The following is a 17,509-nucleotide window of genomic DNA, read 5'->3' as shown; positions in this document are numbered from 1 at the left end:
TATTTTTTTACTTCACTTGCTGGCCTGCTTTTGCGCCGCTATCGGGGCTTAACAGGAAGATATCTTTCCCGCCAGGGCCGGCGGCCATCACCATCCCTTCGGAGATACCAAAGCGCATTTTGCGCGGCGCGAGGTTCGCGACCATTACCGTCAGGCGACCAATCAGCGCGCTCGGGTCCGGGTAAGCGGAACGAATACCGGAGAAGACATTGCGTTTTTCGCCATCCAGATCCAGCGTCAGGCGCAGCAGCTTGTCGGAACCGTCGACAAACTCGGCGTTTTCAATCAGCGCCACGCGCAGATCGACTTTCGCGAAATCATCAAAGCTGATGGTCTCCTGAATCGGGTTATCCGCCAGCTCACCAGTGACCGGTGCGGCAGCCGCTTTCACTTCCTCTTTTGACGCTTCCACCAGCGCTTCCACCTGTTTCATTTCGATACGGTTATACAACGCTTTGAAGGCGTTAACTTTGTGGCCGAGCAGCGGCTGGTTGATGGCATCCCACTCAAGCGTGGTGTTGAGGAACGCTTCGGTGCGCTCCGCCAGCGACGGCAGAACCGGCTTCAGCCACGTCATCAGCACGCGGAACATGTTCAGCCCCATGGTGCAAATAGCTTGCAGATCGGCGTCGCGGCCCTCCTGTTTCGCCACCACCCACGGTGCTTGTTCGTCAACGTAGCGGTTCGCCACATCGGCCAGCGCCATAATTTCGCGCACCGCTTTGCCGAACTCACGGCTCTCCCACGCCTCGCTAATGGTCACTGCCGCGTCGGTAAAGGTTTTGTACAGCGCCGGATCGGCAAGCTCTGCTGCCAGTACGCCATCAAAACGTTTATTGATAAAACCAGCGTTACGCGAGGCGAGGTTGACCACTTTGTTAACGATGTCGGCATTCACGCGCTGAATGAAATCTTCGAGGTTAAGATCGATATCATCAATGCGCGAAGAGAGCTTCGCCGCGTAGTAGTAACGCAGGCTGTCGGCGTCGAAATGGTTCAGCCAGGTGCTGGCTTTGATAAACGTACCGCGCGATTTGGACATCTTTGCGCCGTTCACTGTCACATAACCATGCACGAACAGGTTGGTCGGCTTGCGGAAGTTGCTGCCTTCCAGCATCGCCGGCCAGAACAGGCTGTGGAAGTAAACAATGTCTTTACCGATAAAGTGATACAGCTCGGCAGTGGACTCTTTTTTCCAGTATTCGTCGAAGCTGCTGGTATCGCCGCGCTTGTCGCACAGGTTTTTGAATGAACCCATGTAGCCGATTGGCGCATCCAGCCAGACGTAGAAGTATTTGCCCGGCGCGTTAGGGATTTCGAAACCGAAATAGGGCGCATCGCGGGAGATATCCCACTGCTGTAAGCCGGATTCGAACCACTCCTGCATTTTGTTCGCCACCTGCTCCTGCAGCGCGCCGCTGCGCGTCCACGCCTGCAACATTTCGCTGAATGACGGCAGATCGAAGAAGAAGTGCTCGGAATCACGCATTACCGGCGTCGCGCCGGAAACCACCGACTTCGGCTCAATCAACTCGGTCGGGCTGTAGGTTGCGCCGCACACTTCGCAGTTATCGCCGTATTGATCCGGTGATTTACATTTCGGGCAGGTGCCTTTCACAAAACGATCCGGCAGGAACATGCCTTTTTCCGGATCGTAAAGCTGAGAGATCGTGCGGTTTTTAATAAAACCGTTCTCTTTCAGGCGGGTGTAGATAAGCTCCGACAACTCACGGTTCTCATCGCTGTGCGTCGAGTGGTAGTTGTCGTAGCTGATGTTAAAGCCAGCAAAATCGGTCTGATGCTCCTGACTCATGTCCGCAATCATCTGCTCCGGAGTGATCCCCAGTTGCTGCGCTTTCAGCATGATCGGCGTGCCGTGGGCATCGTCCGCACAGATGAAGTTGACCTCGTGGCCGCGCATTCGCTGGTAACGGACCCAGACATCAGCCTGGATGTGCTCCAGCATATGGCCGAGGTGGATGGAGCCGTTGGCGTACGGCAGCGCGCACGTTACCAGAATTTTCTTCGCGACTTGAGTCATAGTAGGCATTACATCTTCTTGAGAAAAAGGGGCATAAATATTACCAAAAAGGTAAATATTGCGCCACGCGAGAAGGGCTTTTGCAGCGTTTTAATCCCTACATCAACCTTTTTGGTAAAGATCGCTGCCCCTGTACCTGGAGTTTTAAGCACGTTTCAATCCATAGATGAATACATGAGTAATAATTACGCCATGCGTTAACGGCATTTATCCGTAAATGAATAATTGTTGCCCGTGGGGTAAACTTGCTGGCTACAATGTCGTTTTCAGAACAACTACAAAGGAGTCGGGATGAGTTCGCAATCCCAGGCCAAATCCCCGGAAGCGTTACGCGCGATTGTCACCGGGACGCTGGCCGATTTTCAGCATCCAACCCTGAAACACAATCTCACCGCGCTTAAAGCGGTGCACCATGTCGCATGGCTGGATGATACCCTGCATGTTGAACTGCTGATGCCGTTCGTCTGGCGCAGTGCGTTTGAAGAGTTAAAAGCCCAGTGCAGCGCCGAATTGCTGCGTCTGACCGGCGCGCGCGCCATCGACTGGAAGCTGTCGCACAACATCGCCACCTTAAAACGTGTGAAGAACCAGCCGGGCGTCAACGGTGTGAAAAACATTATTGCCGTCAGTTCCGGCAAGGGCGGGGTGGGGAAATCCTCCACGGCGGTCAACCTGGCGCTGGCGCTGGCGGCGGAAGGGGCGAAAGTCGGCATTCTCGACGCCGATATTTATGGCCCGTCGATCCCGGTAATGCTCGGTGCGGAACATGAGCGTCCAACCTCGCCGGACGGCACGCATATGGCGCCGATTATCGCCCACGGCCTGGCGACCAACTCGATTGGTTATCTGGTAACCGACGATAACGCTATGGTGTGGCGCGGTCCGATGGCCAGCAAAGCGCTGCTGCAACTGTTGCAGGAGTCCATGTGGCCGGATCTCGATTACCTGGTGCTGGATATGCCGCCTGGCACCGGTGATATTCAGCTGACGCTGGCGCAGAACATTCCGGTGACCGGCGCGCTGGTGGTGACCACGCCGCAGGATATCGCGCTGATTGACGCCAAAAAAGGCATCGTCATGTTCGAGAAAGTGGAAGTGCCGGTGCTCGGTATTGTTGAAAACATGAGCATGCACATTTGCAGCAACTGCGGTCATCACGAACCGATTTTCGGCACCGGTGGTGCGGAAAAACTGGCTGAGCAGTATCACACTGAGTTGTTGGGTCAGATGCCGCTGCACATTTCGCTGCGTGAAGATCTGGATAAAGGTACGCCGACAGTGGTGAGCCGCCCGGACAGCGAATTTACCGCTATCTACCGTCAACTTGCCGGGCGCGTAGCCGCGCAGCTCTACTGGCAGGGCGAAGTCATTCCTGGCGATATCGCATTTCGCGCAGTGTAAGTCAGCAAACCTCTCCCGTCCGGGAGAGGTTTTTCACTTCTTCAGATAGTGCATCAGCACGTAATCCCCTTCCGGCGAAACGCCCTGTGCTTCGATATGCCAGCCGTGGTGCTGATAAAACGCCAGTGCGGTTTTGTTCTGCAACAAGCATTTCAGCGCGCCGGTGCTGGTAAAGGTAGATTGCGCATGTTTGAGCAGTGCGCTGCCGACGCCTTTGCCCTGAAAGGCCGGGTCGACAAACAGGTTGTGCAGGAAGTTGTCGTTTTCGTACACCGAGGCGAACCCCAGCCGGTGGCCATCCTCTTCAGCGACCCAGATGGTCTCATCGAGCGTGGCGGCGTCAAAATCCTCCAGCCGCCAGTCGCTACCATCAAGCCAATGCCAGCTCGCTTTGCGGGCGTGTAAAAAAAGGGTACGTAAAAACGGTCTGTCACTTTCCTGCCAGCGGCGAATAATCATTCAGTTCCTGGTTTAGCGATGGTAAAAGATGTCGCCGTTATAGGCTTTGAGGATTTTGCCTTCGGCATCAGTAATAAGCACATAGTTGCCGCCCATGTAGGTCCAGTGGCTACCGGCTTCAGGGGCGGGCAGGTTACGCAGTTGCCACTGTTTAATGTTGTACTCTTCGCTGCGGTACATTTCTGGAACCGTGTCGCCAATGGTGAATTTCGTAAAGTCGGCGACGAACTCATTAATTTCGTAAGATTGCGCCCCGCTAGCGCCTGGCGTCGCGGTTTGCGGTGCGGCAAAGGCCGTCGTGGCGGTTGCCAACAGCGCGCCCAGAAGCATCATTTTTGTTTTACTCATACTCTCTCCAGGTTGTTCTTATCCATTTCACGCGGTTGCATAAATAGCACGCCATCATTGCCGTTAACGGACAACGGAGCAACCACCAAAAATAACGCTTTGGTAAAAAGTGTAAGCAAACCCAGGGAGGAGCAGGAAAAGCGGACGGCGATTTTCGCTATCCGCTTGTAACCTTTAAGAATAATCCTGGCGAGTATTAGCCAGCAAACCCTTCCAGTACGATTTTCCCGACCGCCCGCTGGCTTTCCAGCAGCGCATGGGCTTTACGCAGGTTCGCGGCATTGATCGCGCCAAAATGCTCGCCAAGCGTGGTTCTTAACACCCCTTCATCGATCAACTGCGCCACGCGGGAGAGCAACTGGTGCTGGGCAATCATATCCTCGGTGGTGAACATTGAACGGGTAAACATAAACTCCCAGTGCAGTGAAATGCTTTTCACCTTCAGCGGCAGCGCATCCAGGCTGTGCGGATCGTCAATCAGCGCCAGTTTACCCTGCGGTTTCAGGGCGTTAATCAACTGCTGATAATGCTCTTCGGTATTATTGAGGCTGGCGACATGCGACACCTGTTTGATACCAATGCGCGCCAGCTCTTCGGTCAGCGGTTTGCTGTGGTCAATCACATAGTGCGCGCCCAGCTCTTTTACCCACTGCTGGCTGGTGGGGCGGGATGCCGTACCAATCACCGTTAAGCGGGTTAACTTACGTGCCAGCTGCGTCATGATCGAGCCTACGCCGCCCGCCGCGCCAACAATCAGCAGCACATCATTTTCGTTGCCGCCTTCTTTGATACCCAGACGGTCGAATAACAGCTCCCAGGCGGTAATGGCGGTTAAGGGCAGGGCGGCGGCGGCCGCGTTATCCAGCGTTTTCGGTTTGCGCGCGGCGATGCGTTCGTCCACCAACTGGAATTCGCTGTTGCTGCCAGGGCGGGTTAGCGCACCGGCGTACCACACTTCATCGCCCGGCTGGAACAACGTTACCGCTTCTCCCACGGCAGTCACCACGCCAACGGCATCCCAGCCCAGCACGCGCGGTGCATCGGCGTTAAAACCGGCGCGCACTTTGGTATCCACAGGGTTGACGGAAACGGCTTTCACTTCCACCAGCAAGTCGTGGCCGCTGGCGGTCGGTTGCGGCAGTTCAATGTCGGTAAGAAAATCCAGATTGCTGCCGTTCTGCGCGGCGCGGGTAATAGCGATAGCTTTCATCATGGCTCCGTTAATGCGTTTTTGCTGTCGATGCAGATAAGGGTAGTCAAAGCTTATCTGATGAAAAACACGCAAAACGGAGCAGCACTTATCCTTGATGAGTGAAAATCAATTTATCTGCGCGTCCGGAGAGTCCGGGTTTGGCACCGGAATATCGGCGCTGACACGCAAATCCTGATCGTCAAAAATCATGCAGTGGCGGCTATCAAAAGCGAGGGTAATTTTCTGCCACGGGCGGAAATGGACATCCCCCGGCAACAAAATTTTAATGTTGTCATGGCCGTAACACTGACCAAACAGGTAAGTGTTATTCCCCAGCCGTTCCACCACTTCACACTGAAACTCCAGCGGCGTGCCGCGCGTGACATCCGTGGAGAGATGTTCCGGTCGAATGCCGAGCGTGATCGACGCACCAGGCTCCAGCCGCGAGGTGTCAATACCGAGCGTTAATTGATGCCCCTGCGCCAGCGTGATAGTCACTTCGCCGGGTTGCCAGGCGTTAACGGTTGCCGGCAGGAAGTTCATCTTCGGCGAGCCGATAAACCCGGCGACAAACTTGTTTTTCGGGTTGTAGTAGAGCGACATCGGCGAGCCCATTTGCTCGACATTGCCGTAGTTCATCACCACGATTTTATCCGCCAGCGTCATCGCTTCCACCTGGTCGTGGGTGACATATACCATGGTGGTTTTCAGCTCCTGATGCAGGCGCGCAATGTGCAGGCGCATCTCAACGCGCAATTCGGCGTCGAGGTTTGACAGCGGTTCGTCGAACATAAATACGCGCGGGTTACGGACAATCGCACGACCAATAGCGACACGCTGGCGCTGACCGCCAGAGAGCTGTTTCGGTTTTCGGTCCAGTAGATGGCTCAGTTGCAGGGTTTTCGCCACCATCTCTACCTGGCGGCGGATCTCCTCTTTCGGCACTTTGTTCACTTTCAGCCCGTAGCCCATGTTTTCCGCCACGGTCATATGCGGATAGAGCGCGTAAGACTGGAACACCATCGACACGCCGCGATGGGCTGGCGCCACATCGTTCATCACCTCGTCGCCAATCAACACTTCGCCTTCGCTGACCTCTTCCAGACCAGCAATCATGCGCAACATGGTGGATTTGCCGCAGCCGGAAGGGCCGACAAATACCGCGAATTCGCCATCGTCAATCGACAAATTGACATTATTCAGCGTCACCGTGTCGCCAAACCGTTTGGTGACATTCCTCAGTCGTATATTGGACATCAACGTTCCCCGAATGTAGTAGCCGTTATTTGCCGTTTATGCCGTGTTCTGAGTGTTTTTGTATTACGTATAACAATCATCTGGCGTTGCTGCTGAACGGCGAAAAATCTTGTTATGACTATAACTTCCAGCGTTTTTGCGCCCTATACTGAATTTTCATTTCTGTAATGCCGGTCACATAACTCACCGTTTATGCTCGTTTTATTAATTAGTAAAGCGTAGCGTATAACAAATTCAATAAGGCGGGTGAATGCGTCTTAAGCCCTGCAATATCAGGTGGTTTGTTTAAAGGGTATCCTGATGTTGCGCCATAGAAACCACAAAATTGTTATACCTTGACATGAGGTTGATAATGAAAAAGAACACACTTACTGCACTGATCCTCTCTGCACTCGCCGTTGGCCAGACGGTTAGCCTGTCGGCGCACGCCGCCACTCAGCAGCTTAATGTCTGGGAAGACATCAAAAAGTCGGTCGGCATTCAGGACGCCGTAAAAGATTTCGAACAAAAGTACGACGTCAAAGTTAACGTGCAGGAGATGCCCTACGCGCAGCAACTGGAAAAATTACGCCTTGATGGGCCAGCCGGAATTGGCCCGGATGTGCTGGTCATTCCCAATGATCAGCTGGGTGGCGCGGTGGTGCAAGGGCTGCTGACCCCCCTGAATCTGGATAAAGAAAAAGTTGACGCCTTTACGCCTGCCTCAATTAACGCCTTTCGTCTGGATAACACTCTGTATGGTGTGCCGAAAGCGGTGGAAACCCTCGTGCTTATCTATAACAAAGAACTGATTGATAAGCCGCTGCAAAGCCTGCCGGAGTGGCTCGACTATTCGAAAAAACAGCGCGCGCAGGACAAATACGGGCTGCTGGCCAAGTTTGACCAGATTTATTACAGCTGGGGTGCCATCGGGCCGGAAGGCGGCTACCTGTTTGGCAAAAACGACAAAGGCGGCTTCAACCCGCAGGATATTGGCCTCAATAAACCGGGCGCGGTGGAAGCCGTCACCTTCCTGAAAAAATTCTATGCTGAAGGCGTGTTTCCCTCCGGCATCCTCGGCGATAACGGCCTGAATGCCATCGATTCGCTGTTTACCGAGAAAAAAGCCGCAGCGGTGATCAACGGCCCGTGGGCATTCCAGCCGTATGAAGCGGCGGGTATCAATTACGGCGTCGCGCCGCTGCCGAACCTGCCGGACGGCAAGCCGATGAGCTCGTTCCTCGGCGTGAAGGGCTATGTCGTTTCAACCTGGAGCAAAGACAAAAAACTCGCGCAGCAATTCATCGAATTTATCAACCAGCCGCAGTACGTGAAAACGCGCTATATCGCCACGCGTGAAATCCCGGCGCAGAAAGCGATGATTGACGATCCGGTTATCAAAAACGACGAAAAAGCCAGCGCGGTAGCGGTGCAGGCGGCGCGTGCGACGGCAATGCCGGGCATTCCGGAGATGGGCGAAGTGTGGGGCCCGGCGAATGCCGCGCTGGAGCTGAGCCTGACCGGCAAACAGGAACCGCAGGCGGCGCTCGATGCGGCCACCAAACAGATCCATATGCAAGTTGAAGCGATGCAGGCCAGTAACCAGTAACCGCGTGTTGTTGCGAAACGGGAGGGACACCTCCCGTTGTTGAAAAGGAGTCGTACGTGATTATCAGTCCCAGCGAAAATTTTGCCAAAACGCGTGGCGCAGGGCGTCATGCGTGGTGCGGGCTGCTGCTGGCCGTTGTGCCGGGTTTTGGTCAGTTTTATCACCGCCAGTGGTTAAAGGGCCTTATCTTCCTGGTGCTGCTTAGCAGCTTTATGGGCATTTTTTACGATTTTCTGCGCGAAGGATTGTGGGGGTTATATACGCTTGGCGAAGAGGTTCCGCGTGATAACTCCATTTTCTTGCTGGCAGAAGGGATTATCAGCGTACTCATCATCGCCTTTGGCGTGATGGTCTATTACCTCTCGCTGCGCGATGCATGGGTAAACGGTAAAAAACGCGACGAGGGAAAACCGCTCAACAGCGTACGCAAACAGTACCAGATGTTGCTCAGCGACGGCTTCCCGTATCTGATGATCACGCCAGGCTTTATTCTGCTGGTGTTCGTGGTGATTTTCCCGATCCTCTTCGGTTTCGCCATCGCCTTCACCAATTACAACCTTTACCACACGCCACCGGCCAAACTGGTGGACTGGGTGGGATTAAAGAACTTCGTTAACATCTTCACCTTGTCGATCTGGCGCTCAACCTTCTTTGATGTCCTGCAATGGACGGTGGTCTGGACGCTGCTGGCCACCACGTTGCAGTGTTCCGTTGGCGTACTGCTGGCGATTCTGGTGAACCAGAAAGATCTGCGTTTTAAGCCGCTGATACGCACCATTTTTATCTTGCCATGGGCGGTGCCGGGGTTTGTCACCATTCTGGTGTTCGCCGGGATGTTTAACGACTCGTTTGGCGTGATTAACAATGCCATTCTCGCCTTCTTCGGCATTGCGCCGAAAGCGTGGCTGACGGATCCGTTCTGGACAAAAACGGCGCTGATCATGATGCAAACCTGGCTCGGCTTCCCGTTTGTCTTCGCCATGACCACCGGCGTGTTGCAGGCCATCCCGGATGATTTGTACGAAGCGGCGAAAATGGATGGCGCGGGGACCTGGACGCGGTTGCGCACCATTACGCTGCCGCTGGTGCTGTACTCGATTGCGCCGATCATCATCACCCAATACACCTTCAACTTTAACAATTTCAACATCATCTATCTGTTTAACAACGGCGGCCCGGCGGTGGCGGGGGCGAACGCGGGGGGAACGGATATCCTGGTGTCGTGGATTTATAAGCTGACGATGTCCTCCTCGCAGTATGCGATTGCGGCGACCATCACCATTTTGCTGTCGATTTTTGTTGTCGGCCTGGCGCTGTGGCAGTTCCGCGCGACCAAATCCTTTAAAAACGACGATATGGCATAAGGGAAGAAAAATGGCTCAATCACAAAGTATCCGCCGCGAGAAGTGGATCCGCCTGACGCTCTCCTGGCTGGTTATCGGGCTAGTATCGCTGATTATCATCTACCCATTGGTATGGACGGTTGGTGCGTCGCTAAACGCCGGTAACAGCCTGCTCAGCACCTCGATAATCCCGGAAAACCTCTCGTTTCAGCACTACGCCGATCTGTTTAACGGTCAGGTCAATTACCTGACCTGGTACTGGAACTCAATGAAGATCAGCCTGCTGACCATGGTGCTGACGCTTATCAGCGTCAGCTTTACCGCCTATGCCTTTTCCCGCTTTCGTTTTAAAGGGCGGCAGAACGGGTTGATGCTGTTCTTGCTGTTGCAGATGATCCCGCAATTTTCGGCGCTGATCGCCATTTTCGTGCTGTCGCAACTGTTGGGCTTAATCAACAGCCATATGGCGCTGGTACTGATTTACGTCGCCGGGATGATCCCGATGAACACCTATCTGATGAAAGGCTATCTCGATGCCATCCCGCGAGATCTGGATGAGTCCGCCCGCATGGACGGCGCGAGTAACTTCCGCATTTTTATTGAGATCATCATGCCGCTGTCGAAACCGATTGTGGCCGTGGTGGCGCTGTTCTCTTTCACCGGGCCGCTGGGCGATTTCATTCTCTCCAGCACCATTTTGCGCACCCCGGACAAATACACGCTGCCGATTGGGCTTTACAACCTGGTGGCGCAAAAAATGGGCGCCAGTTACACCACCTACGCGGCGGGCGCGGTTTTGATCGCCGTTCCGGTGGCCATTCTTTATCTGGCACTGCAAAAATACTTCGTCTCCGGCCTCACCTCCGGCAGCACCAAAGGATAACCACATGAAAAGATTTGCACCCGCTCTGCTTGCTGTCTGTCTTGGTAGTTTGTCCGCCAGCACCTTTGCCGCCGACGCGTTAAAGACGCGCCCTTTTAGCGGTATGCCCGCCGATTTCATCAAAGGCGCGGATATTTCAACGCTGCTCGACGCCGAGAAACACGGGGCGAAGTTTTATAACGAAAATAACCAGCCGCAGGATGCGATCGCCATTCTGAAGGCCAATGGCGTCAACTATGTGCGCTTGCGTTTGTGGGTCGATCCGAAAGATGCGCAGGGCCAGGCCTATGGCGGTGGTAACAACGATTTCGCCAGCACGCTGGCGCTGGCGAAACGAGCCAAAGCGCAGGGTATGAAACTGCTGCTCGATTTCCACTACAGCGATTTCTGGACCGATCCGGGCAAGCAATACAAACCGAAAGCCTGGGAGAAAATGGATTACCCGCAACTGAAAACGGCAATCCATGACTATACCCGCGACACTATCGCCAGCTTTAAGCAGGAGGGTGTACTGCCGGATATGGTGCAAATCGGCAATGAGATCAACGGCGGCATACTGTGGCCGGAAGGCAAAAGCTGGGGGCAGGGCGGCGGTGAGTTTGACCGGCTGGCGGGCTTGCTGAATTCCGCTATCGACGGCCTGAAAGAGAACCTGAACAACGGCGAACAGGTGAAAATCATGCTGCATCTGGCGGAGGGCACCAAGAACGATACCTTCCGCTGGTGGTTTGATGAAATCACCAAACGCAACGTGCCGTTCGATGTCATTGGCCTCTCCATGTACACCTACTGGAACGGACCAATCAGCGCGTTACAGGCCAATATGGACGACATCAGCAAGCGCTACAACAAAGATGTGATTGTGGTGGAAGCGGCTTATGCCTACACGCTGGCGAACTGCGATAACGCGGAAAACAGCTTCCAGGCGAAAGAGGAGAAAGATGGCGGCTACCCCGGCACCGTGCAGGGGCAATATGACTATATCCACGATTTAATGCAGTCGGTCATTAATGTTCAGGGCCATCGCGGCAAAGGTATTTTTTACTGGGAGCCAACCTGGATTGCCATTCCCGGAAATACCTGGGCCACGCAAGCGGGCATGAAATATATCAACGACCAGTGGAAAGAGGGAAATGCCCGCGAAAACCAGGCGTTATTTGATTGCCAGGGGAAAGTGCTGCCATCGGTAAAAGTTTTTAATTAATTTTGGTGTGGTAAATTTCAGGAATTCATTATGAATAAATTTGCGCCTTTAAGCCCGAAGGTCGTCTCGCTATTGCATGGCGCGGACTATAATCCGGAACAGTGGGAAAACTATCCCGATATTATTGATAAAGACATTGCCATGATGCGGCAGGCAAAGTGCAATGTGATGTCCGTCGGAATATTCAGTTGGTCGAAACTCGAACCGCAGGAAGGGGTATTTAATTTCGCCTGGCTGGATGAGGTCATCGATAAATTATATGCCGCCGGTATCCATATATTTCTGGCAACGCCAAGCGGTGCGCGTCCGGCCTGGATGTCGCAAAAATACCCGGAGGTGTTGCGGGTGGGGCGCGATCGCGTCCCGGCTCTGCACGGCGGGCGGCACAATCACTGCATGACCTCGCCGGTGTACCGGGAAAAGACGCTGAAAATCAACACGCTGCTGGCAGAGCGCTATGCGCGCCATCCGGCGGTGCTGGGCTGGCATGTTTCCAATGAATATGGCGGCGAATGCCACTGCGCGTTGTGCCAGGAGAAATTCCGCGGCTGGCTGAAAGCACGTTATCAGACGCTGGAAAACCTCAATCACGCCTGGTGGAGCGATTTCTGGAGCCATACCTACAGCGACTGGTCGCAGATCCAGTCGCCAGCGCCGCAGGGGGAGGTCTCCATTCACGGGCTGAACCTCGACTGGCGGCGTTTTAACACCGCGCAGGTCACCGATTTTTGCCGTCATGAAGTGGCTCCACTGAAAGCCGCTAACGCACAACTGCCGGTGACCACCAACTTTATGGAGTATTTCTACGATTACGACTACTGGCAGCTTGCCGAAGCGATCGATTTTATCTCCTGGGATAGCTACCCAATGTGGCACCGGGATAAAGATGAAACGGCGCTGGCCTGCTACACCGCCATGTATCACGACATGATGCGCACCCTGAAAGGCGGGAAACCGTTTGTGCTGATGGAATCCACGCCGAGCGTCACCAACTGGCAGCCGACCAGCAAGCTGAAAAAGCCGGGAATGCACATTCTCTCCTCGCTGCAGGCGGTGGCGCACGGTGCCGATTCGGTGCAGTACTTCCAGTGGCGTAAAAGTCGCGGGTCGGTCGAGAAGTTCCACGGCGCGGTTATCGATCACGTCGGGCATCTGGATACGCGCGTGGGCCGCGAAGTGTGTGCCCTGGGCGACATACTCAGCAAACTTACGCCGGTTATGGGGTGCCGTACCGATGCCCGCGTGGCGATTATTTTCGATCAGCAGAACCGCTGGGCGCTGGATGACGCCGAAGGGCCGCGCAATAAAGGGCTGGAGTATGAAAAAACCGTTAACGAGCACTATCGACCGTTCTGGGAAAAAGGCATTGCCGTTGACGTGATCAATGCCGATGCCGATCTCAGCCGTTACCAGTTGGTGATTGCGCCGATGCTCTATATGGTGCGCGACGGTTTTGCCGCGCGCGCAGAGGCGTTTGTCGCGGCGGGCGGTCATCTGGTGACCTCCTACTGGAGCGGCGTAGTCAATGAAAGCGATCTCTGTTACCTCGGCGGTTTCCCGGGGCCGCTGCGCAAATTGCTCGGTATCTGGGCAGAAGAGATTGATTGTCTGGACGATAACGAGCGCAATCTGGTACAGGGGCTGGCGGGTAACGAGGCCGGGTTACAGGGGCCGTATCAGGTGCGCCATCTGTGTGAGTTGATCCACACCGAGAGCGCGCAGGCGCTGGCAACCTACCGGGATGATTTCTACGCCGGGCGACCTGCCGTGACGGTCAATCATGTCGGTAAAGGCAAGGCCTGGCACGTTGCCTCACGCAACGATCTCGCCTTCCAGCGTGATTTCTTCGCCAACATTATTGATGAGCTGGCGTTGCCGCGCGCGCTGCAACACGATTTGCCGCCGGGCGTCGTTGCCACGGCGCGTACGGATGGCGAAAGCACCTTTGTCTTTATTCAGAACTTTAGCGCCCAGCAGCAGACGATAACGCTGCCTGGCGGCTATCAGGATTGTCTATCCGGTTCGTCGGTCAGCGGTGCGCTGTCGCTGGCTCCCTGGGATTGCCGGGTAGTAAGCCGTAACGCGTAAGTGAACCTTCCGCGCCTGCCTATTCGGGCAGGCGTTTTTTTATCTGCTGATTATCAGGAGACTATTATGGTGAGCCTTAAATCCTTCCTGCATTACTTTTCTGAACCGAAAAATGCGACCGCAACGCCGATGAGTGAGGGAGAGTTGCAGAAAATCCAGCGGCTGGCGCAAGCCTTTGGCGGAGCACAGAATATTGCGCATGTGGATGCCTGTTTAACCCGTTTACGCGTCACGGTAAACGATCTGGCTGCTGTCGATTCTCAGGCGCTGCAAAACGAAGGGGCGTTAGGCGTGATTATTCTTGGACAAGAAGTTCACGCTATTTTTGGTAAACAATCTGACACGCTGCGTAAATTGCTTGATGAACATTTCTCTTCTCGCTAATAAATAAAAAAAGGGATACCTGCGAGGGTATCCCGAAATAAAACAGTGGCAACTTTGCTCAGTTTGCGGAGATAATGTAAATAATGATGTTACTCGTTAATACATACAACATGGTTCATTATCTTATTGCGACAAAATAGTTTCCCGGTATTGGCGTTTTGAAATAAATCGCCACAGTAAACAAATACAGCCAACAAACAGATAATGTGAAGGGTGAAGTCTATTACCACCAGGCTTCAACCTGAACACCGAAATTCCAGGTGTTATTTTTCGTGCCATCTTCAAATGATTTCCCGTCTTCAGAATCATTTAAATAAGAGGCGAAAAGGCGTAACTCAGGACGCGACATAAATTCCGGGCCATCCGCCAGACCGACAGCGAAAGTATATTTCTCGCCGCTCTGTTTGTAGTGGGTGCCGTTTTTATAATCATCTTTCTGGTAGAAACCGCCGACTTCACCAATCAGGCGCACATAATTGGTGAGCTGATATTGAGCGCGGCCAACCAGCGAAACCAGGCGCGTTTTGTCGGTGTATTCGGTGATGTCGTTGGCAGAACCGTAGGTCAGTACGTGGTTCAGCGAGAACTTATCGGTAATCGGAATAAGACCGGTGTTAATCACGCGATAGCCGCTGGCGTCATTAACGTCGTGCCACATGTCGTACCAGCCGCCGCCCTGCGACACCATGTTCTGCGCCAGCCCTTTGTTGGCGTATTGCAGCACCAGCTTGTTGTAGCCGCCAAACATATCCTGGCTGATTTCACCGGTCACCATCACGCCGTCGTCGGCATCATACAGACCGCCATACGCTTTCTGTTTTTTGGTCGGGTTTGGCATAGCGTAGTCAATGCCGAACTCGGTCCACGCGCCTGACCACGGTTTCCAGCCCGCATAACGCAGGTCGATATAGTTGATGTTGACGTCGTTATCGTTATCCACGCGGTAATCGACATCGTTGGCGTCGCCACGGATCCATGCCACAGACACCGCGCCCGGGCCTACGGTGTAGTTTTCAATACCCGCGCCGGAACCGGAAATGTTCCAGTATTTGGTGTCGATAATGTGCAGATCGTGGCGCTGGTAGTAGCGTTTACCGCCCCAGATCACCGCGTTGGGATCGTTAGGGATAAGCCCTTTGATTTGCAGGTTTAACTGACGCAAACCAAATTGCGCGTCATCACCAATGGTGGTTTCGTTGTCATTGGAGCCGTCGGACACCATGCTGACCATAGTGTCGAGGTAAAAGCTCACGTCGTCTTTTTTATACACTTCCGAGCCCAGTTCAACTTCCCCGTAGGTATCGGATTCGTTACCGAGACGGCCGATCTTGTTTTTCTGCCACTCCACCTGTCCGCCATCGCCCGACACGCCTACGCCACCGCGCAGGTAACCGTGGAAGTCGATAGGCACAGACGAGGCGGCCAGGATGGATGGTGAAGTCAGCGCAGCGGCTAACGCAAGTGTGAGAGTGCGTAGCGTAGTGTTCATATCATTCCTCTTATTGTTTTGTATTACGTTCACATAAACGCTGTCATAAAATGCCTAAATGTAAAAACAGGCAAACTAACGATCGCGAATGTGTGATTAAGTGCAAATAAATCAGCGTTTTTTGTTACAGGTAGCGAATTCCTTCACAATGTTCGCTATTGTGAGCGTGATACTTATTTGACAAGAAAGAGACGAGGAAAAGTGTGGTGAGCGTTTTTTTAGATGTCCCCTGTTACAATCGGCGCATAACAACATAAGGAACCGGACCATGAAGTCTAAAAGTGCGACGCTAGAAGACGTTGCCCGCCATGCGGGTGTCTCCTATCAGACCGTGTCCAGGGTACTCAACAAATCTGCCAATGTATCCGAAGCCACGCGTCTCAAGGTTGAGAAATCCATAGAGTTATTGCGCTACGTACCCAACAGGCTGGCTCAACAACTGGTCGGTAAGCAGAGCCAGACCATTGGGCTGGTAACCACTTCGCTGGCGCTGCACGCTCCATCGCAGGTGGCGGCGGCGGTAAAACGCTACGCCAACCTTGATGGTTACCAGGTGCTGATCTCGATGATTGATGAGAACGTCAACCATGATATCCAGGCGGCTATCAACGAATTGAAATCACAGCTTGTCGATAAAGTGATCATCAACGTGCCGCTGGAGACCGAACAGGCCCAGCGTATCGCGTCTGACAACGATGATATCGTCTGCCTGTTTCTCGATGTTGATCCTTACAGTTCAGTGTTTAACGTTTCGTTTAACCCGGCAGACGGTACGCGTGCCAGCGTCAAACATCTGTACGATTTGGGGCATCGGGAGATTGCCTTACTGGCCGGGCCGGAGAGTTCTGTCTCCGCGAAGCTGCGCCTGAAAAGCTGGATCGAAACCCTTAACGGCTATGGCCTGAAACCGGTGATGGTGTTTCACGGGAACTGGGATGCGCAGAGTGGTTATGCCGGTGCGCTACAGATGTTGCGCGAAACGCCAAACTTTACCGCCGTGTTGGTCGGCAACGACCAGATGGCGCTGGGCGTATTAAGCGCGTTTCATCAGCACCAGGTGGCGATCCCCGGTGAGAAATCGGTCGTCGGTTATGATGACACCTACGAAAGCTCATTCTTTTACCCGGCGCTGACCACCGTCTCGCTGGATCTCGATTTACAGGGTAAGGAAGCGGTTCGACGACTGCTCGACAGCGGCCACGGCGATGCCACGCGCAGCTCTTCGGTACTGCCCGCGCGGCTCATTGTGCGCCACTCGACGGGGGCACTGCAGGCGCAGGACACCAACCTGCAAGCGATCGCCCAGCAGCTGCAAGCCATTGCGCACAAGTTGTGGAAATGATCGCGCGTTAATGTCATCCGGCATCGGTGCCGGGTGACATCGCCGCACTGATTCACTTTTCAATCCATTATTCCGTGTTTCAGCCATGTTTATATTCGGCCTTGCCCTGAGACTGTATTTATTTTCGGATTTTTAATTTTATTAATTAACACAAAAATAACAGGCAACTTGTTAATATTTCTCACTTCATTGAGCGAAATAAACGGCCAATAAAAAATGCTATTGTCTGGTATCTGTTCAGCGGTTTACTGTTAAGATAATGCTTGCCGGAGGGTTAGTACCGACATTTGGTCTAAATGTAATTAAGCGTTTACTTAACTGAAAAATAGCTGTGGTTTTAGCGGTAACGGTAAGTTGGATATATTTAATATTTAAAATGCCGGGCTTTATTTCCTGTGTAATAGCATTTTATTTTACGTGTTCCATTAATTTATCTTTCACGACTGTGCGCGAGTTGTTCAGTTGGTGTTGCGGTGCGTCTGCATAAGCA

14 protein-coding genes are annotated in these 17,509 nt (G+C 53.5%); 8 read left to right on the top strand and 6 right to left on the bottom strand.

Going from position 1 to position 17,509, the window contains the following annotated elements:
• Positions 1 to 7: 7 nt before the first annotated feature.
• Entirely contained in the window at positions 8 to 2,041 is a 2,034-nt protein-coding gene (metG, locus tag IP581_RS14955; RefSeq protein WP_193822709.1) for a methionine--tRNA ligase, read from the bottom strand.
• A gap of 291 nt (positions 2,042 to 2,332) precedes the next feature.
• Here metG and apbC point away from each other — a divergent pair, with 291 nt between their 5' ends.
• Positions 2,333 to 3,442, top strand: coding sequence for an iron-sulfur cluster carrier protein ApbC (gene apbC / locus IP581_RS14950; RefSeq protein ID WP_017459824.1), 1,110 nt, complete (start codon positions 2,333 to 2,335; stop codon positions 3,440 to 3,442).
• A gap of 33 nt (positions 3,443 to 3,475) precedes the next feature.
• Here apbC and IP581_RS14945 read toward each other — a convergent pair whose 3' ends face one another.
• The 4 genes from IP581_RS14945 to IP581_RS14930 form a co-directional block, all read right to left on the bottom strand.
• Positions 3,476 to 3,901 (bottom strand): GNAT family N-acetyltransferase, encoded by a 426-nt coding sequence (locus IP581_RS14945; protein WP_086868243.1) that lies wholly within the window; start codon positions 3,899 to 3,901, stop codon positions 3,476 to 3,478.
• Between the two features lie 12 nt (positions 3,902 to 3,913).
• Complete coding sequence (locus IP581_RS14940; RefSeq protein ID WP_017459826.1) at positions 3,914 to 4,249, bottom strand: RcnB family protein; 336 nt, start codon at positions 4,247 to 4,249, stop codon at positions 3,914 to 3,916.
• 196 nt (positions 4,250 to 4,445) lie between these two features.
• Positions 4,446 to 5,459, bottom strand: a complete 1,014-nt coding sequence (locus tag IP581_RS14935; protein WP_086868246.1) for a zinc-binding alcohol dehydrogenase family protein — start codon at positions 5,457 to 5,459, stop codon at positions 4,446 to 4,448.
• 108 nt (positions 5,460 to 5,567) lie between these two features.
• The gene (locus tag IP581_RS14930) at positions 5,568 to 6,698 is read right to left on the bottom strand and encodes an ABC transporter ATP-binding protein (RefSeq protein WP_086868248.1); all 1,131 of its coding nucleotides are present in this window, start codon (positions 6,696 to 6,698) and stop codon (positions 5,568 to 5,570) included.
• Between the two features lie 352 nt (positions 6,699 to 7,050).
• Here IP581_RS14930 and IP581_RS14925 point away from each other — a divergent pair, with 352 nt between their 5' ends.
• The 6 genes from IP581_RS14925 to IP581_RS14900 all read left to right on the top strand — a co-directional run bounded on the left by IP581_RS14925 (position 7,051) and on the right by IP581_RS14900 (position 14,188).
• Positions 7,051 to 8,286: an extracellular solute-binding protein gene (locus IP581_RS14925; RefSeq protein ID WP_017459829.1), complete on the top strand. Its 1,236-nt coding sequence runs from the start codon at positions 7,051 to 7,053 to the stop codon at positions 8,284 to 8,286.
• Between the two features lie 56 nt (positions 8,287 to 8,342).
• Entirely contained in the window at positions 8,343 to 9,650 is a 1,308-nt protein-coding gene (locus IP581_RS14920) for a carbohydrate ABC transporter permease (protein ID WP_086868252.1), read from the top strand.
• A 10-nt stretch (positions 9,651 to 9,660) separates the two neighbouring features.
• A complete protein-coding gene (locus IP581_RS14915) occupies positions 9,661 to 10,512 on the top strand; it encodes a sugar ABC transporter permease (RefSeq protein ID WP_017459831.1) in 852 nt (283 codons plus the stop codon).
• 4 nt (positions 10,513 to 10,516) lie between these two features.
• On the top strand, positions 10,517 to 11,716 hold the full coding sequence (locus IP581_RS14910; protein ID WP_193820746.1) for a glycoside hydrolase family 53 protein: 1,200 nt from the start codon (positions 10,517 to 10,519) through the stop codon (positions 11,714 to 11,716).
• Between the two features lie 30 nt (positions 11,717 to 11,746).
• Positions 11,747 to 13,804, top strand: a complete 2,058-nt coding sequence (locus IP581_RS14905) for a beta-galactosidase (RefSeq protein ID WP_193820745.1) — start codon at positions 11,747 to 11,749, stop codon at positions 13,802 to 13,804.
• A gap of 66 nt (positions 13,805 to 13,870) precedes the next feature.
• Positions 13,871 to 14,188, top strand: a complete 318-nt coding sequence (locus IP581_RS14900) for a glucose PTS transporter subunit EIIB (protein ID WP_097399409.1) — start codon at positions 13,871 to 13,873, stop codon at positions 14,186 to 14,188.
• 223 nt (positions 14,189 to 14,411) lie between these two features.
• Here the strand turns inward: IP581_RS14900 and IP581_RS14895 are convergent, their stop codons facing one another.
• Complete coding sequence (locus IP581_RS14895; protein ID WP_086868260.1) at positions 14,412 to 15,677, bottom strand: maltoporin; 1,266 nt, start codon at positions 15,675 to 15,677, stop codon at positions 14,412 to 14,414.
• Positions 15,678 to 15,945: 268 nt separating this feature from the next.
• Here IP581_RS14895 and IP581_RS14890 point away from each other — a divergent pair, with 268 nt between their 5' ends.
• A complete protein-coding gene (locus IP581_RS14890; protein WP_097399411.1) occupies positions 15,946 to 17,019 on the top strand; it encodes a LacI family DNA-binding transcriptional regulator in 1,074 nt (357 codons plus the stop codon).
• The last annotated feature ends 490 nt before the right edge of the window (positions 17,020 to 17,509 follow it).

It is taken from the genome of Kosakonia pseudosacchari (genome assembly GCF_015167415.1).
Lineage (GTDB): Bacteria > Pseudomonadota > Gammaproteobacteria > Enterobacterales > Enterobacteriaceae > Kosakonia > Kosakonia pseudosacchari.
Note: the sequence above shows the minus strand (reverse complement) of the source record. Positions and strands in the feature narration are given on the sequence as shown.

What these genes read in the sequence shown, in the direction of transcription:
- metG (WP_193822709.1), bottom strand. Translation starts at nt 2,041, where the DNA reads ATGACTCAAGTCGCGAAGAAAATTCTGGTAACGTGCGCGCTGCCGTAC.
- apbC (WP_017459824.1), top strand. Translation starts at nt 2,333, where the DNA reads ATGAGTTCGCAATCCCAGGCCAAATCCCCGGAAGCGTTACGCGCGATT.
- IP581_RS14945 (WP_086868243.1), bottom strand. Translation starts at nt 3,901, where the DNA reads ATGATTATTCGCCGCTGGCAGGAAAGTGACAGACCGTTTTTACGTACC.
- IP581_RS14940 (WP_017459826.1), bottom strand. Translation starts at nt 4,249, where the DNA reads ATGAGTAAAACAAAAATGATGCTTCTGGGCGCGCTGTTGGCAACCGCC.
- IP581_RS14935 (WP_086868246.1), bottom strand. Translation starts at nt 5,459, where the DNA reads ATGAAAGCTATCGCTATTACCCGCGCCGCGCAGAACGGCAGCAATCTG.
- IP581_RS14930 (WP_086868248.1), bottom strand. Translation starts at nt 6,698, where the DNA reads ATGTCCAATATACGACTGAGGAATGTCACCAAACGGTTTGGCGACACG.
- IP581_RS14925 (WP_017459829.1), top strand. Translation starts at nt 7,051, where the DNA reads ATGAAAAAGAACACACTTACTGCACTGATCCTCTCTGCACTCGCCGTT.
- IP581_RS14915 (WP_017459831.1), top strand. Translation starts at nt 9,661, where the DNA reads ATGGCTCAATCACAAAGTATCCGCCGCGAGAAGTGGATCCGCCTGACG.
- IP581_RS14910 (WP_193820746.1), top strand. Translation starts at nt 10,517, where the DNA reads ATGAAAAGATTTGCACCCGCTCTGCTTGCTGTCTGTCTTGGTAGTTTG.
- IP581_RS14905 (WP_193820745.1), top strand. Translation starts at nt 11,747, where the DNA reads ATGAATAAATTTGCGCCTTTAAGCCCGAAGGTCGTCTCGCTATTGCAT.
- IP581_RS14900 (WP_097399409.1), top strand. Translation starts at nt 13,871, where the DNA reads ATGGTGAGCCTTAAATCCTTCCTGCATTACTTTTCTGAACCGAAAAAT.
- IP581_RS14895 (WP_086868260.1), bottom strand. Translation starts at nt 15,677, where the DNA reads ATGAACACTACGCTACGCACTCTCACACTTGCGTTAGCCGCTGCGCTG.
- IP581_RS14890 (WP_097399411.1), top strand. Translation starts at nt 15,946, where the DNA reads ATGAAGTCTAAAAGTGCGACGCTAGAAGACGTTGCCCGCCATGCGGGT.